Below are 16,390 nucleotides of genomic sequence, written 5' to 3' on the forward strand. Positions count from 1 at the left end.
AAAACCAATGAGCAATTTTTTTTAGCAGGTTAAAAATCATCCATATTTTTCACAATTATATGTGTTAATTCAGTTTTAACAAACCGGTATATGTGACACAAAAAACTTTTCGGGAGAATGACTGATATTTAGTCCAAAATTAATATCTTTGGTTTGTCGAAAATTTCAGTTTTTATTCCACACCTCATCTCGAAAACAAACCAAACAATTAAGTTAAGGAGTAATAGATGGTTATCGGAGTACCAAAGGAAATAATAGCAGGAGAAAATCGGGTTGCGTGTGTTCCGGATGTAGCGGCTAAATTGATTAAGAAAGGATTCAAAGTTCAGATCGAAAAAGATGCCGGAATGAGAGCCGGATTCCCGGACGAAAAATATATCCATGCCGGCGCTGAAATAGCAGCCGACTTAAAACAACTCTATGATTCGAGCGATATAATTTTGAAAGTACACCGTCCGGCAGAACATCCTGACTATAAAAAGAACGAGCTCGAACTGATGAAGAAAGGATCGCTTCTTATCTGTTTCCTCTATTCGCTTCATCAGCCGGAACTTGCTAAAAAGGGTGCAGAACTCGGTATCGATATAATTTCAGTAGATGCGATTCCAAGAACTACCATCGCGCAGAGAATGGACGCACTAAGTTCTCAGGCAAACCTCGCCGGATATAAAAGCGTTATACTCGCGGCAAATCATCTCAGGAAAATATTTCCGTTAATGATGACCGCTGCGGGAACCATTTCACCTGCTAAAGTAGTGATAATGGGTGCAGGCGTTGCCGGTTTATCTGCCCTCGGTACTGCAAAAAGATTAGGCGCCGTTGTAGAAGTCTCCGACGTACGTCCTGCTGTAAAAGAGGAGGTTCAGAGTCTCGGCGGTAAATTTATCGAGGTTCCGACAGATGAAACCATGCAGGACTCCGGCGGATACGCTAAAGAGCAGTCCGAAGAGTTTTTAAAGAAACAGAAAGCGCTGATCTTTAAGCATATTACTGAAGCCGATATTGTAATCACAACCGCATTGATTCCCGGCAGAAAAGCACCTGTACTCGTTACTGAAGAAATGGTAAAACATATGAGGCCCGGATCGGTTGTACTCGATATGGCAGTTGAATTCGGCGGCAACTGCGAAGTAAGCGAAAAGAATAAAACGGTTGTTAAACATAATGTAACGATTATCGGCGAACCTAATCTGCCGAGTCTTGTACCGTATCATGCGAGTGAAATGTACGCCAAGAATCTGCTCAGTCTGATAGAGTATTCTTCCAAAGAAGGGAATTTCATTGTTAATATGGACGATGAAATTTTCAAAGGCGCCGTAATCGTTAAAGACAGTCAGGTTGTTCACGAAAGAACTAAGGAATTATTGAAGTAACAATACTTTATCAGACTCGCTGAATTTATTGAGTTTGATTGAATACTGAATCGGAAATAAAAAAGAAAATAAATAGTAGGAGTAAATAATGGAAAGTATCGGATTAATAATGCTCTTTTATGTATTTGTGCTTGCGATTTTTGTCGGCTTCGAATTGATAACAAAAGTCCCGCCTACATTGCATACGCCGCTGATGTCCGGTTCGAATGCGATTTCGGGCATAACAATTGTCGGCGCAATTCTGAGCGCAGGCCTGGAGGAATTCACTATAAGCACCATACTCGGTCTGGTTGCTATGATCTTTGCTACTATCAATGTGGTCGGGGGATTCCTGGTTACAGATAGAATGCTTAAAATGTTCAAAAAGAAGTGAGTTGAAAAATGAGAATATTAATAGAGATTTCATATTTAATTGCATCAGTACTCTTCATCTTCGGAATAAAATATTTAAGTTCACCAAAGACTGCGCGTAAAGGAAATTTCCTTTCTGCTCTCGGCATGTTCATCGCCATCATAGTTACTCTCTTCGATCAGCATGTTCTTACATTCGAGTGGATTATAATTGGATTTATAATAGGCGGATTAATAGGAGTCTTAATGGCTACCAAAACGCCTATGACCGGTATGCCCCAGATGGTGGGACTATTAAACGGATTCGGCGGAGGCGCATCGTTACTTGTAGCGCTTTCGGAATATTATAAAATGAAAAACTTTCCAGCATGGACATTTAACGATGCAACCAATATAACCGTGGTGCTCAGTTTGATTATCGGTGCCGTTACGTTTAGCGGATCACTGATTGCATTCGGGAAATTGCAGGGAATAGTTACAGGCAAGGTTGTTAAATACCCGGGACAGCACCCGATAAATGTTCTTCTCTTTATCGGAGTGATTGCTGCAGGAGTCTTTTTCGTAATCGATCCGACATTAGAAACGTTGGTTCTCCTGATCGCTGCTGTATCACTTCTTCTTGGAGTACTTCTGGTACTTCCGATAGGTGGAGCAGATATGCCGGTAGCAATTTCTCTTCTTAATTCTTATTCAGGCCTGGCTGCATCGGCAACAGGATTTGTACTACAGAACAACCAGTTAATAATTGCCGGAGCTCTTGTGGGAGCTTCAGGAATAATTCTTACGCTTATTATGTGCAGAGGCATGAACAGATCACTTCTCAATGTTGTAATGGGCGGTTGGGAAAGCGCCGGCTCAACTGGCCCGGCAGTTGCAAGCGCATCATCGCCAAAGGGACAGGTTAAATCGGTCGATTCCGAAGAACTTGCTATGATCTTTGATGCCGCGGAAAATATTATTATCGTTCCCGGATACGGTATGGCCGTTGCACAGGCCCAGCATGCGGTTAGAGACCTTGTTAACATACTTGAGTCTAGAGGAAAGAAAGTCCGGTTTGCTATTCATCCGGTTGCCGGCAGAATGCCCGGTCATATGAATGTCCTATTGGCAGAAGCGCAGATCTCCTATGATAAGATGCTCTCAATGGAGGAGATAAACGACGACTTCCCGAATACCGACATCTCTCTTATAATCGGTGCTAACGATGTTGTTAATCCGGCCGCTCGAAACGATAAGAGCAGTCCGATTTACGGAATGCCGATCCTGAACGTCGATTATTCCAAAACCGTGGTTATAAACAAGCGTTCCATGAATGTTGGTTATGCCGGAATTGAAAACGAATTGTTCTTCTATCCTAATTCGCTTATGTATTTCGGCGATTCAAAAGATGCGGTTGCCAAACTTACACAGGAATTAAAAAATCTCTAATTTTATTTAAGATCGGAATTGAAATGCCATCTTTAACCGGATGGCATTTTTATTTTAAAGAGGGATTGAGATATAAAAACTTTGTACCGGTTGAGCCGTCCCTTCATTCTGTTTATGAATTTTTGAGACCCACTTTCCCACTGAATATCCGATCAACGCGCCGATGAATACATCCGAGACCCAGTGTTTATCCTCATATACTCTTGAATATGCTGTTAATATTGCCGGAACATAATAGAGAATTTTTAATGTACCGTTGCTCGTGTTTTCCGAGAGTATTGTTGAAAGTGAGAAACCGAGACTTGTATGGCCGGAAGGGAATGACCAGTCATCGTCGCTGAACAGAGTAAGAGGTGCAAAACTGAATGCGCCGTTATCATTGTAAGGCCGTGACCTGCCGAATGTTATCTTCATAAGCTGAGTTATCAATCCGGTGTAGAGTGCCGACTGAATAATTTCGAAAGCGACTTTTCTATTCAGATAGTCATCATTCACAATTCCCGAGAGGGTATTTATTCCGCTTATCAATGCAGTGTTATATGGTTCTCCCCAGATTCTGCCGAACTCTACTGCAAAATTTGTCTCCCCGGCCCGGTTAAGAATCACTTCATCCCGGATTGATTCATCAAACTGCATTAATAAAAATGAGGAAGCGGCTGCAAGTCCGATCATTCCCCAGTCACCCGATTCCCATTTCCCGGGCTGATTTATGAATTTTTCCGTTTCCCTTCCGAATTGCCTGAAATTCAACTCGTTTTGCGGGAAAACATCCTGATATGCAATTATAACAATGATAGAGAAAAGGAGAAAATTCTTTCTCTTGTGAAATAGTGCCGGCATTTTATCCCATCTTTTTACTTTAATTATTCTGAGATACAACAATTTTAATTCCTTCTGGGTCAAAATACATGTAACTTTATAAAAACTCCATAAGTCTAAAGTAGCAGATAAATTCATAAAGAGGGAGGAATGATATGAACAGCATGACCGGCAAATCGGTAACAAAAAAAGTATTCTGGATACTTTTAATTACACTTATAGGAACTGTCTTCGCGACGGATCTATTAGCTGATAATTTGAAATTGATAAAAGAGAAATCCTTTCAGGTAAAACCGGGTGAAAATCTTCTTGTTGATGCTTCCGGTGCTGATATTAAAATTGAAAGCTGGAATAAAGATGAAGTCTATGTAAAGATCTTCGGTAACCGTAAAGCCGAAGAAAAAATGGAATTTAAAATCGAAAGAACATCGGACGGTGTAGAAGTATACGCTAAGAAAGAGAGCTCCTGGTTCTTCAACTGGGGAGGTGGCTACAGTGTTAAAATTGAAGTTTATATGCCTGCCCGTTATAATAACAATATCGAAACTTCCGGCGGCGATATTTTAATTCAGAATGTTGAAGGTAAATTCAAACTTGATACATCAGGCGGCGATATCGATCTTAAAAATACTTCCGGTGAACTAAGATGCAAAACTTCCGGCGGTGATATTACTCTTTCGAATCATAACGGCTATGCTGACGTTTCAACTTCGGGCGGCGATATTAAAACCTACGGACATAAAGGCGACCTGCTTTCATCCACTTCCGGCGGTGATATACTCATTGAAGCCGGCAACGGAAAAATCTCAGCAAAAACTTCCGGCGGGGATATCGAAATAAAATATGACGGTAACAATCAAGGAATTTATGCTTCAACATCAGGCGGTGATATTAAACTCGCTCTGCCGGCAAACCTTAAAGCATCGGTCGATTTGGCTACTTCAGGGGGGGATATCGACTGCTATTTCAATAATTACAAAACTACAAAAGTCAGCCGTGGAAAACTGAAAGGGGAGTTTAACGACGGCGGCGAATCGATTGTCTGTAAAACCACGGGCGGCGATATAGTTGTCCGCGACAAATAAAAACCATCAGCAAGAGAATTATTATAAGGGAAGGATTACACATCCTTCCCTTTTATTTCCTATCAAACCTTCAAATCTTTATCAATTGTAAAAGAATCCTTTTTTAGCTACTTTTTGAACCGTAAAATCGATAATCAAATCAACGGGAACTTGAAATGAAAATGGATTGGAATAAGCATCTGGACAAAATGCTTAACATCACAATGAATGAAAATTACGGCGTTGTATACGGAAAAGGCGGCGATGAACACCCAGCTTTCTACGAGATCGTATTCAAAACCGGGAAACTGATCTCGGCATTTGAAGACGGACTTCTTCTCGAAGCTGTCCGCGATAAAAATAATTACAATATTTTCGTCCCTTACACATCAATCAAATGCGTAGAAATTTATTAAGCCTCATCTTTTTTGTAATTCTGTCAGGCCGGATAACTGTCGCAGCCGATTTCCAGATAAAAAGCCTCCGAGTTTATTCGTCAGCCGATCAGACCGAATTCCCGCTGATTGACATGAAAGATTCTACGCGGCAGACCATTACAATCGAGTTTGATCTCCAGTCAACCTACATCCCGAATTTAAATATTGTATTCAGATTCTGTAATTCCGGGTGGGTCCCTTATGATAATGTTTTTCTAATGAATCCCGGGTACAATACGGAATACAATCTCTGGTTTGAACGCCTCCCTTTAAGAATTAAAGGGGCACGGTATCACTATTCCGGAAATTTCCCTAATCGAAATGTCACTTTCCCTTTCTCCGGAAAGTGGATCTTTCAGATAGTCGATTCTCAGAATCCGGACAAGGTCTTTGCGACAGGCAGGTTTTATGTAGTCAATCCTGAAGTCCGTATCTATTCACAAATTAATAATGAAAGGGCTCAGTCATTTAATTCCGAAACTGCTGATTTGAACAGGACTTATATCATACGCAACACATTTGATCTTCCCGATTCACATTTCGCGGCTTATGTCAAATCTGTCGAAATAATTGAGAACAGGAAAATTGCTGATCCGGTGGTAATAAACCGGAATCAGTATTCACCGACACGTTTTTACGAATGGAACGGTGCGAACCGTTTTACTTTTATCGCGAGGGATCTTCTCCCGGGCAATGAGTACAGGCAGACTGATCTTCGTGATTATAACCGTTTCAATACTCAGAATGTAAATGCACAGTACGACGGAATTGAAACCTCCAATTTTTTTAAGAAAGGAAGAAGAGACCTCAACGGCGCTTCCTTCCTAACAGACTTCCGGAACGATTATGCCGAATACCTGAATGTAAATTTCCGCATCAGGCCTCCGGATAATATAACCGACCCTGTCTTTCTTGTCGGAAGTTTTAATAACTGGAAAGTTCTCCCGGAATATGAAATGTTCGATGACAACGGTCTTCTGAACCTGAGCATTGAACTGAAAAGGGGGATCTACGATTACCAGTTCGTAACGGCGGAGATTTATGAGAATAGAATAAACAATGTTGACTGGAATATTCTTGAGGGAAATTACTGGGATACATTAAACGAGTATCATGTTTTTGTCTTTTACGAAACTCCTGAAAAAGGAGGTTATGATAAAATAATCGGTTATAAAAAGATTAAATCCGGAGAGTTATGGAGAAACTGAAAGTAGGAGTAATTGGTACAGGGCATTTAGGAAAACTTCACACAAAATTATTCAGGGAGGTTGAAGGATCGGAATTCATCGGCATCTATGATAAAGATCCGGAAAAATCCGGTGCGGTTGCGGGCGAATTCCAGGTTAAAGCGTTTGAATCTCTGGACGACCTTATTTCGAAAGTTGATGCGGTCTCGATAGTCGCCACTACAAGCGCTCATTATGAACTTGCCAAGTACGCATTTGAAAAGGGCAAACATGTATTTGTCGAAAAGCCGATAACTGCCACAATTGCCGAAGGTGAGGAACTTGTTAAAATTGCGGATCAGAAGAACCTCTTTTTCCAGGTCGGCCACATTGAAAGATTCAATCCCGCGCTTATATCGCTTGAAAAATATGCGCTTAATCCGTTGTTTATCCAGACCGACAGGCTCTCGCAATTCAATCCGAGAGGAACTGATGTCGCGGTTGTACTCGATCTGATGATTCACGACATCGATATAATCCTGAGCCTCGTGAAAAGCGAAGTAGCCAACGTTAGCGCGAGCGGTGTCGCAGTTGTATCGGACACTATCGATATTGCCAACGCCCGTCTCGAATTTGAAAACGGAGCAGTAGCCAATGTTACAGCGAGCAGAATTTCGCAGAAGAAAATGCGGAAGATGAGAATGTTCCAGCGGGATACTTATATTACGCTCGATTTTATAACAGGCGTTTCGGAAGTCTATAGGCTCGTCTCGCCCGGCGATATTCCGGAGAATCCCTTTATTTCATTCGGCGAGATCGGAATAGGCGAAAAGAAGAAAGCAGTCGTTTACGAACAGCCGGAACAGAAGGAGATAAATGCTTTGAAGCACGAGCTCCAGCTATTTGTAAATTCGGTCCGGAATAAAACTAAACCGGCAGTAACAGGGGCTGACGGATTGAAAGCCCTTAAAGTAGCCGAAATGATTATTAAAAAAATTGAGGAGTCGATTGCACGTGCGCAGGTTAATTAGTCTTCTAATAATTTTTTCTTTCCTCAGCGGATGCAGCATTCTTAAAACAATGGAGAATATCTCGCGGCTGAAGTATAAAATACATTCGGCACTTGATTATAAAATTCTCGGCATCGATGTAAAAGGAAAAAAATCGATTAAGGATTTTAATTCGATAGAGATGCTCAAACTCACTTCCGGACTTCTTAAAGGGACTCTTCCGCTTACATTCACGCTTAACATTGAGGCGAAAAATCCGAATGACGGATCTGGCGGATACCCGCGAACCGATCTTACTCTTGAATCCTTCCCGTATAAATTATTTGTGAATGAGAAGGAGATTATCACGGGAAATATTAGTCAGCCGCTAAACGTTCCGGGTATCGGCGAATCGACATTAATAAAACTGAATATAGAATTCGACCTGGCAAAAAGTGTTAAAGAAAAAAGTCTGGATGATGTTTTATCGCTCCTCCTTAATCTGGGCGGACTCGGCGGCTCCACATCCAATTTAAAATTGCTTGTTAAACCGGTCGTTGGTACTCCTATCGGCAGTATCAATTACCCGAACGAAATTACAATTGTAGATAAAACTTTTAACTGAGGAATTCATGCCTAAGAAATACGCAATCGGAGTCGACCTGGGCGGGACATCAATAAAAGCCGGACTCGTTGATGAAAAAGGGAAGATAATAGAAAAGATATCGATCGACAGCATGGCCCACAACGGACCCGAAGCTGTGGTCGAACAAATTATAAAAGGCGTTAAGCAGATTTTAAAGAAACGGAACCATAAAATTCTCGGAATCGGAATCGGATCGCCCGGAACAATCCGCACTAAGAAGGGAACGGTTGAGAATCCGCCCAACTTTCCGGGCTGGGAAAAAGTGCACCTCGGTAATATCATTAAAAAGGAATTCAAGGTTGAAGTCTTTGTCGAGAACGATGCAAACGCCGCGGCCATCGGTGAACTGATTTACGGGGCGGGGAAAAGATTTAATAACTTTATTATGATTACTCTCGGTACCGGAGTAGGCGGCGGAATTATAATCGATAAAAAAATCTACCGCGGCGAAGTAGGCGGCGCCGGAGAGCTCGGGCACGTAACAATCGATTATAACGGCGTACCGTGCAAATGCGGTTCATTCGGATGCGTGGAAGCTTATATCGGCAACAGCTACCTGATAGAACGGGTTAAAACCGAACTTCAGCAGAATAAACAGTCGCAGATTCATAAACTTGCCGGCAACAATCTCGATTATCTAACGCCTAAAATTATACACGACGCTGCGGAAGCGGGCGATAAATTTGCGCAGTCGGTAATTGTAGATACCGGTAAAAGACTCGGGTACGGCCTGAGCAACGCGGTAAACATTCTCGACATAACCACAATCATTATCGGCGGCGGTGTTGCGGGCTTCGGCGAGCTGCTCTTCTCGTCCGTATCAGAAACTCTTAAAAGCAGGGTGATGAAACCGTTCCAGAGCAGAATTGTTGTTCTACCCGCGCGGCTTAAAAATGAGGCGGGCATTAAAGGCGCGTCGGCTCTTGTATTCTATAAATCCTGAATAATTCAGCATAAACCGTGATCGATGAGATTATTTATAACGATATTATTTCTCCCGGTTCTCCTTTTTGCACAGCAGAAGGATTCAACCGTCTCAAAGGTCTTAAGCGACTCACTCGGAATTACATCCGCTGATTCACTCTCTTCGGATTCAACCCGCACTAAAAAAAACAGCGACGTGGATGCAGTCGTTTCAGCATCCTCTCTGGATTCGCTGATCTATAATGTCAGGAATAAAAAAATGTTCCTCTACGGTTCCGGCGACCTTAAATACAAACAGACCGATCTTAAGAGCGGGAAAATATTCGTCGACTATGATAGAAACGAAATAGAAGCTTTCGGTATAACCGATACTTCAGATACCGCCAAAGTAAAATTGAAACAGACTCCCGTCCTTACTGAAGGGAGTGATGTTTACGAAGGTTCGAGAATCAAATATAATTTTAAAACGCAGCAGGGATTTATCTCGTTAGCAAAGAACAAGGAACAGACATCCCGCTACGAAGGGGAAAAAGTAAAGAAGATTGATAAAGATACCTACTTCATCGAGAGCGGAATTTTTACAACCTGCGAAGAAGACACTCCCCATACCTATTTCTCCGCGAGTGAAATGAAAGTTATTCAGCGGGATAAAATAATTGCCAAGTGGATCTTCATGCATATCGGCGGAGTCCCTTTCCCCATACCGCTTCCGTTCGCCGTAATTCCGAATGAATCGGGAAGACGGTCCGGAATAATTATCCCTACATTCGGACAGGAATTCAGGCGCGGGCAGTACTTCAGGAATTTCGGATACTTCTTTGCTCTAAGCGATTATTTCGACCTCGCTCTTACAGGCGATTACTTTACAAAAGGGGGCTACGGACTCAGGAGCCGGCTCAGATACGCCAAGCGTTACGATTTTTCCGGATCATTCAATGCCGGTTACTCAAAAATTATTTTCGGCGAAGAGACCGATCCGGGCAGACAGGAACAGACCGACTGGAATTTTTCACTCTATCATAACCAGCAGATCGATCCAACATCACGGCTCGATGTTAATCTTCAATTTCAGTCATCCAACTTTTTCAGGAATAACAGCATCAACTACAACGACCTTTTATCCCAGGATATTATTTCTAACGCCACATACAGCAAGAGATGGGACGAATCCGGTAACAGTCTCTCTATCAATTACAGCAGGACTCAGAACCTCTCTACCGGAAACATCTACGAATCGCTTCCGAATATTTATTTCTCGAAAAACATTACATATCCATTCAAGAGAGAGGGAGCCGAAGCAATCGGAGATCAGAAGTGGTATGAGCTAATCGCCTATACTTATTCCGGACAGTTCAGGAATGAAAGAAGAAAGACGGAAGGGAACCTGAAGATACGCGGCGGGGTTCAGCACGACCTTTCTTTCAACGCTTCTCCCAAAATCGGTTACTTTAATGTATCGCCGAGGATAGGATACCAGGAGAAATGGTACAACAAAAGAACTAAAATTGAGAACAGGGTAATAGAGGATATTGATCCGGTCACTGGAAAAGTGAATAAGCGCGATACGCTCGTTGTGTCCGATCTTAAAGAACTTAATTTTGTCCGGACTTTCGATATGAGCGTCTCAGCGTCAACCAAACTTTACGGCATTATGCAGCCGAATATGCTTGGGATAGAATCCTTCCGTCATACATTGATGCCTTCCATCTCATATTCATACCAGCCGGACTTTGCGGATAACACATGGGGATATTACGATTCGTATACAAAGTCGAACGGTGAAGTTGTTTATTACGATAAATACCAGAACGAAATTTTCGGCGGCGCAATGGCCGGTCAAAGACAGAGTCTCAGCTTCTCGCTCGGCAACGTATTTGAAATTAAGACGATGAAGGACCCGAACGATACAACTAAGAATGCGGAGGCGAATAAGATTCAGCTCCTCAATCTCAACGCGAGCATCGGTTATAATTTTGCCGCCGACAGTATGAAATTATCCGACCTCTCTCTAAGCTACAGAACGCAGATAGGGCAGATACTCAGTTTCGACGGAAGCTCCACTTTTACATTTTACGATTACGAAGGGAATTTCAGGGTAAACCGTTTTCTCGCGTCGGCGGGGAAGGGATTATTCAGGCTTACCAATTTTAATTTTTCTATTTCAACAAATCTGATCGGCGAGGCGGACCAAAACAGAAACAGCGCTCCCAAGCGGCCCGGCGAGGATTACGGAGCGTTCCAGAAAGCCGATTATATTACGCTCTATGACGAGAATGAATCGCCCGACCTCTCAATACCCTGGAATCTGAACCTGAGCTATAATTATAACCTTGTAAAGACAACGCCGAACCAGTCGATTGCATTTTCGAATCTAAGCGCGGACCTCGGATTCAGTCTTACGAAGAACTGGAAGTTCACAGTAAGAGGCAGTTACGATTTCGAGCAGAAGCAGATTATTACGCCGCAGATTTCTATCTACCGCGACCTTCACTGCTGGGAGATGAATTTTACATGGAACCCGATCGGTACATACCGCGGATTCATGTTCGAGATACGGATGAAAGCCCCCGAGCTTCAGGATATTAAAGTGAGCAAATCGAGAGGATTGTACTCCGGCAGAAGGTGATGATAAGCATTTAATTCCGATGAATGAAACGATCTCCTTTACGGATTTGTTTTGTAAGAAAAAGAAAGAATGATTTGAGAAATAAAGTAGTAATTATCGGCGGTGGTTTCGGCGGACTTAGTGCCGCCAAAGCACTGAAGAATGCCGATGTTGAAATAACACTCATCGATAAAACCAATCATCATTTATTCCAGCCGTTACTTTATCAGGTTGCTACGGCGGCATTATCGCCGGCTGATATTGCTGCGCCTATCAGGTCGATACTGCGCTATCAGAAAAACGCTAAAGTGATTATGGGCGAAGTAAAAGGGATTGATACTGTCAACCGCAAAGTAATCCTGGATGATGATCAGTTCGAATTCGATTATCTGATTGCTGCCATAGGATCGAGGCATTCTTACTTCGGTAAGGATGAATGGGAGAATTATGCTCCCGGATTAAAAACTATGGACGACGCCCTTCAAATACGCGAAAGTATTCTTCTCGCCTTCGAAAAGGCGGAGCGCCTTAATGACCCGGACCTGATAGAAAAATATTTGACGTTTGTTATTGTCGGCGGCGGACCTACCGGTGTAGAACTTGCCGGCGCCATCTCCGAAATTGCGCGCAATACAATGCTGAAAGATTTTAGAAATATCGATACCTCCAGGACAAATGTTATTCTTGTGGAAGCGGCCGGACGGCTTCTGAGCCAGTTTGATCCGGATTTGAGCAGAAAAGCTAAAGAGGATATTGAAAAACTCGGAGTTAAAGTTGTTTTGAACAGTTCCGTTACAATGATAAATGAAAACGGCGTCTTCCTGAATGATGAATTGATACAGACTAATAATGTTATCTGGGCGGCGGGGAATAGCGTATCGGGAATTCTGAAAGAGCTTTATGCGGAATACGACAGGGCCGGACGGGTTATTGTTGAAGATGACTGCAGCATTAAAAACCATCCGGAAATATTTGTTATTGGTGATGCCGCTTTGTTTAAAGAGAATGAAAAGATTCTGCCGGCAATTGCGCCGGTCGCAATTCAGCAGGGAAAGTTCGTCGCTAAGATCATCGCTAAAGGAATCGGTAAAGAAGCGCGGCCGCGCTTCAAGTATTTTGATAAAGGGATTATGGCAACAATCGGAAAAGCTAAAGCTGTTATGCAGATAAGCGGATTTAAAACTTCCGGATTGTTCGCGTGGCTTTCGTGGGTCTTTATTCACATCCTCTACCTGATCAGCTTCCGGAACCGTTATAAAGTCCTGGTAGAATGGATCTGGCTCTATATTACTAACCGGAATGGCATTAGACTGATAACCCGGAAACATGAACTATAATTAAATTGATTGACCGGACGGTCTAAAACTCTATGCGGGTGCAGACATTAATAAATTTTAAAACTAGAAATTAGTCTTCCCGCTTCCTTCGTATGTTAAGCGGTTTCTCCAACGAATCGATCGCTTCTATTATCTCATCAACTTTCTTTTGAAGCATTGCCTGGGAATCGTGAATCCCTTTATTGTAGAAGTAGGGACCTATCACGTCCGCAATAAAGTTGAGCAGGAACTCGGCTTCGAACCGGCCGAGCTCCTGGTCTAATTTGTCCGCAAAGTACTCCTGTATCTTCGAAACTAATTCCTCTTTTTCCTGCTTCGTAAAACTGATGATTGACATAAATTGATCCTGCCCGGTAAACTTTTATTTGATATCCATTAAGAGCTTCTGATTCAATAATCCTTCTATCGGCAGGTCGCCGAAATTTATTCCCCTTGCATACTCAATGGCTTTTGCAGCAGGGAAATCTTTGTACTTAATTAAATAAGCAGCAAAGATATGGCTCGCGCGCCAGGCAACCGTGCAGTGAATTAATGCTTTCCCTTTTACACTTTCTAAAGCTTTGGCGAAATTCTCCAGCGCTTCCGGTGTGTATGGTGTCTCCGTCCCGCCTATAGGAATGTGGATATATTTCATGCAGAGAGTTTCAACAAGTTCTTTTTCATTGAAAGGGACATAATTTTTGTTATCCATCTCTCTCTGTGTTCTCAAATTGATTACTGTGGTAACGCCGTTCTCCTTGAGCCGGACAAATGCCGCGCTGTCGGGCTGACCGCTTATAAATAGATTGCCTGTTTCTACTACTGTCCCCTGGAATCCGCTTAAGTCGAGTTTTTGGGGAAATGTAAACTCACCCTGGGCTGAATTAAGTACCGGGATAAAAAGAATTAACAGATATGAAATTAATCTATATAACATTGCTGTATCCTTTCTTATTAACTGCTAACTGAATATAACGGCGTGGCCGATAAGCGGCGCCCCAGAAAAGGAATGCCGAATAGTGCAACAAATTATTATTTATTAAAAATTTTATTTAACAGAACAACTTTGCACAAGAAACATTACACGGAACTACAAAGCCAATCATTATAAAATTGCCAAATGCGAAAACGGCGTCCGCTTGATTGGCGGGTTATATGCACTTATAGGTTTTTTAATCTTTCAATTTCTTTTTTGATTTCTTCAATCACTTCTTTGTTTAAGATTTCCTTTTTATTACCTACTTTGGCTGAAAAAATAATAAATACCTTCCCACCGTATTCTTCTTCAAATTCTTCGAAATTTGCACTCATTCGATCTGAAATAGAATAATTCCCGAAATTGGATCGGGCAGTAGTTGGTTTAATTTGAATTCCAAAAGCATATTCCCCGACTTTTCCTACATAATCAATATCGCCCGAATGATCTAAATCAGAATCAGATTCTTCAAATTCGACATCTGGAAATAATTTTGCAAGATTATCATTGATGACAGATTTTTCTAATAAAAATCCATTATAGGTTCTAACAAGTGTAACTTCGTAAATATAATCAATGCAGTCTTGAAGAGTAATTTTTTTAAATGCTTCACTCCATTCAGGTATTACAACCTCTGTTATTTTTTCATATAATCGTTCACCAAGTTCATCTAATGATTCCTTAGTAACTTTTATTGGTTTTTTAGTTTTTGTGAATGCCTTCTCGAAGTAGAATTTTTCCCATTCTTCAAATGCTGTCGGTTGGCACTCTCTGATCATTTCCATTACAGCACCAACTTTCTTGGGTCGGGTTAAATGATAAGTATTACTTGTAAAATTCAATACTTTTTCTTTTTTACCAAAAGCTTTTGCTAATTTGTCAGAAGAATTATCAGGCATATTCACTCCTTTTGTAGGTCGATAAATTTATTGAGGAATTTGTAATTATATGATATGTCAATATCTACAAGTTTATTTTTTATAAGATGTGTATTAAGAAATGTTTTATTCTTTAGATATACATAACACAGTAATCTGTTTTCAGAATCGTATTTTAGCTCATCATACTTCAAAAATACTTTTTGACCTTTTGCTTTTTTCAAAAGGAATTCTTTTGCATCTCCATTCGCTTCTTTTTTAGTTTTGATACCAATTAATCTAATTATTAGATCATTATTTAGTCTTATTAATTCCGGACTAATTATTTCTTTAACAGAATAATACTCTTCCCTCTTGCTACCATTATTATCGAGCTTTGAACCAAACTGAAGTTTCTTAACGTCAATTTTTTTATCAAATTTATGAGGGTCTATGAATTTGTATGGGTGATTTTTAATTTCTTTTTTGAAATCAATTTGAATATTTCCTTGGTTGATAAACTCATACGAATGATCTTCAAACATTTTGTTTTCGTCATAGGACAATTTTTCTTTGATATTAGGGATAAACTCTGAGTTGATTTCATAACCCACAGAATTTCGGTTTAAGTTCTTAGCTGCTAAAGAAGTAGTTCCGCTACCAAGAAATGGATCAAGAATTGTATCTCCAACAAAGGAAAACATTTTAATAAGTCGTTTTGGAAGTTCTTCTGGGAACATTGCAATATGGCTATCTTGTTTTGCACCGCCAAAATTCCAATGACCTTGAAAATATAAATTCCATTCTTCAGTGGTCATCTTAGAAAGTTCTTTATTTTCTTTAGACACTTTTGGCGCAATGCCAATCTTTTTAAAAATGAGAATAAATTCGTAATCTAACTTTAGAATTCCATTGCGCGGATAAGGGAAGGAACCCATAACAGTTGCACCACCAGTTGTATTTGTGGTTGTAACCTTTTGCCAAATAATAGCTCCCATATAATCAAAACCGATTGTCTCACAGAATTTTATAATTTCAGTTCTTATAGGGATTACTTTGTATCGTCCATAGTAAACGGATCGTGCAAATTGGTCGCCAATATTGATACATAAACGGCATCCCTTATGAAGAACACGATAAGATTCTTTCCAGACAAGATTCAGATTGTTTATATAACTCTCATAGCTGTCATTAAACCCAATTTGATCGTTGGATCCGTAGTCTTTTAATTGCCAATAAGGTGGAGATGTGATTACTAAATGAACAGATTCATCAATTAGTTCGCCCATCGCCCTAGAATCGCCATTTATTATCAAGTGATTAGTTTTCATTTTATCTCAATAAGTTTCTAAATATTGTTCATAAAATACCAAAACTTGGACACAAAGTCTAGAATTTAATCTGTGCATATAACGGCGTTGTTTTTAAGCCGCCGCCCA

At 41.0% G+C, this 16,390-nt stretch carries 16 protein-coding genes; 11 read left to right on the top strand and 5 right to left on the bottom strand.

Going from position 1 to position 16,390, the window contains the following annotated elements; all coding sequences use genetic code 11:
* Positions 1-227 precede the first annotated feature (227 nt).
* The 3 genes from PLZ15_08180 (at position 228) to PLZ15_08190 (ending at position 3,152) form a co-directional block, all read left to right on the top strand.
* A complete protein-coding gene (locus PLZ15_08180) occupies positions 228-1,373 on the top strand; it encodes a Re/Si-specific NAD(P)(+) transhydrogenase subunit alpha (GenBank protein ID HOI29727.1) in 1,146 nt (381 codons plus the stop codon).
* 88 nt (positions 1,374-1,461) lie between these two features.
* Positions 1,462-1,746, top strand: a complete 285-nt coding sequence (locus PLZ15_08185; GenBank protein ID HOI29728.1) for an NAD(P) transhydrogenase subunit alpha — start codon at positions 1,462-1,464, stop codon at positions 1,744-1,746.
* A gap of 8 nt (positions 1,747-1,754) precedes the next feature.
* Positions 1,755-3,152, top strand: a complete 1,398-nt coding sequence (locus tag PLZ15_08190) for an NAD(P)(+) transhydrogenase (Re/Si-specific) subunit beta (GenBank protein HOI29729.1) — start codon at positions 1,755-1,757, stop codon at positions 3,150-3,152.
* Positions 3,153-3,206: 54 nt separating this feature from the next.
* Here the strand turns inward: PLZ15_08190 and PLZ15_08195 are convergent, their stop codons facing one another.
* Positions 3,207-3,992, bottom strand: a complete 786-nt coding sequence (locus PLZ15_08195; GenBank protein ID HOI29730.1) for a phosphatase PAP2 family protein — start codon at positions 3,990-3,992, stop codon at positions 3,207-3,209.
* A gap of 134 nt (positions 3,993-4,126) precedes the next feature.
* On the opposite strand from PLZ15_08195, the gene PLZ15_08200 reads away from it, so the two are divergent.
* The 8 genes from PLZ15_08200 to PLZ15_08235 all read left to right on the top strand — a co-directional run bounded on the left by PLZ15_08200 (position 4,127) and on the right by PLZ15_08235 (position 13,139).
* Positions 4,127-5,056: a DUF4097 family beta strand repeat-containing protein gene (locus PLZ15_08200; GenBank protein ID HOI29731.1), complete on the top strand. Its 930-nt coding sequence runs from the start codon at positions 4,127-4,129 to the stop codon at positions 5,054-5,056.
* Between the two features lie 155 nt (positions 5,057-5,211).
* Positions 5,212-5,451, top strand: a complete 240-nt coding sequence (locus PLZ15_08205) for a hypothetical protein (protein HOI29732.1) — start codon at positions 5,212-5,214, stop codon at positions 5,449-5,451.
* Entirely contained in the window at positions 5,433-6,680 is a 1,248-nt protein-coding gene (locus tag PLZ15_08210) for a DUF5103 domain-containing protein (GenBank protein ID HOI29733.1), read from the top strand. Before PLZ15_08205 ends, PLZ15_08210 begins: the two co-directional genes overlap by 19 nt.
* Positions 6,668-7,669: a Gfo/Idh/MocA family oxidoreductase gene (locus PLZ15_08215; GenBank protein HOI29734.1), complete on the top strand. Its 1,002-nt coding sequence runs from the start codon at positions 6,668-6,670 to the stop codon at positions 7,667-7,669. Before PLZ15_08210 ends, PLZ15_08215 begins: the two co-directional genes overlap by 13 nt.
* Entirely contained in the window at positions 7,653-8,252 is a 600-nt protein-coding gene (locus PLZ15_08220) for a hypothetical protein (GenBank protein ID HOI29735.1), read from the top strand. The genes PLZ15_08215 and PLZ15_08220 overlap by 17 nt, the downstream gene beginning before the upstream one ends.
* Positions 8,253-8,259: 7 nt before the next feature.
* Positions 8,260-9,216 (top strand): ROK family protein, encoded by a 957-nt coding sequence (locus tag PLZ15_08225; GenBank protein ID HOI29736.1) that lies wholly within the window; start codon positions 8,260-8,262, stop codon positions 9,214-9,216.
* A 24-nt stretch (positions 9,217-9,240) separates the two neighbouring features.
* Positions 9,241-11,823 (top strand): putative LPS assembly protein LptD, encoded by a 2,583-nt coding sequence (locus tag PLZ15_08230; protein HOI29737.1) that lies wholly within the window; start codon positions 9,241-9,243, stop codon positions 11,821-11,823.
* Between the two features lie 74 nt (positions 11,824-11,897).
* A complete protein-coding gene (locus tag PLZ15_08235) occupies positions 11,898-13,139 on the top strand; it encodes an NAD(P)/FAD-dependent oxidoreductase (GenBank protein HOI29738.1) in 1,242 nt (413 codons plus the stop codon).
* Between the two features lie 70 nt (positions 13,140-13,209).
* Here PLZ15_08235 and PLZ15_08240 read toward each other — a convergent pair whose 3' ends face one another.
* From PLZ15_08240 to PLZ15_08255, 4 genes are all read right to left on the bottom strand, one after another.
* Complete coding sequence (locus PLZ15_08240; protein ID HOI29739.1) at positions 13,210-13,476, bottom strand: DUF2164 domain-containing protein; 267 nt, start codon at positions 13,474-13,476, stop codon at positions 13,210-13,212.
* Between the two features lie 24 nt (positions 13,477-13,500).
* Positions 13,501-14,055, bottom strand: coding sequence for a sulfur transferase domain-containing protein (locus tag PLZ15_08245; GenBank protein HOI29740.1), 555 nt, complete (start codon positions 14,053-14,055; stop codon positions 13,501-13,503).
* Positions 14,056-14,279: 224 nt separating this feature from the next.
* Positions 14,280-14,993: an MjaI family restriction endonuclease gene (locus tag PLZ15_08250; protein HOI29741.1), complete on the bottom strand. Its 714-nt coding sequence runs from the start codon at positions 14,991-14,993 to the stop codon at positions 14,280-14,282.
* A gap of 2 nt (positions 14,994-14,995) precedes the next feature.
* Entirely contained in the window at positions 14,996-16,282 is a 1,287-nt protein-coding gene (locus tag PLZ15_08255; GenBank protein HOI29742.1) for a DNA methyltransferase, read from the bottom strand.
* Positions 16,283-16,390 lie beyond the last annotated feature (108 nt).

The organism is Melioribacteraceae bacterium (assembly GCA_035362835.1).
Lineage (GTDB): Bacteria > Bacteroidota > Ignavibacteria > Ignavibacteriales > Melioribacteraceae > DSXH01.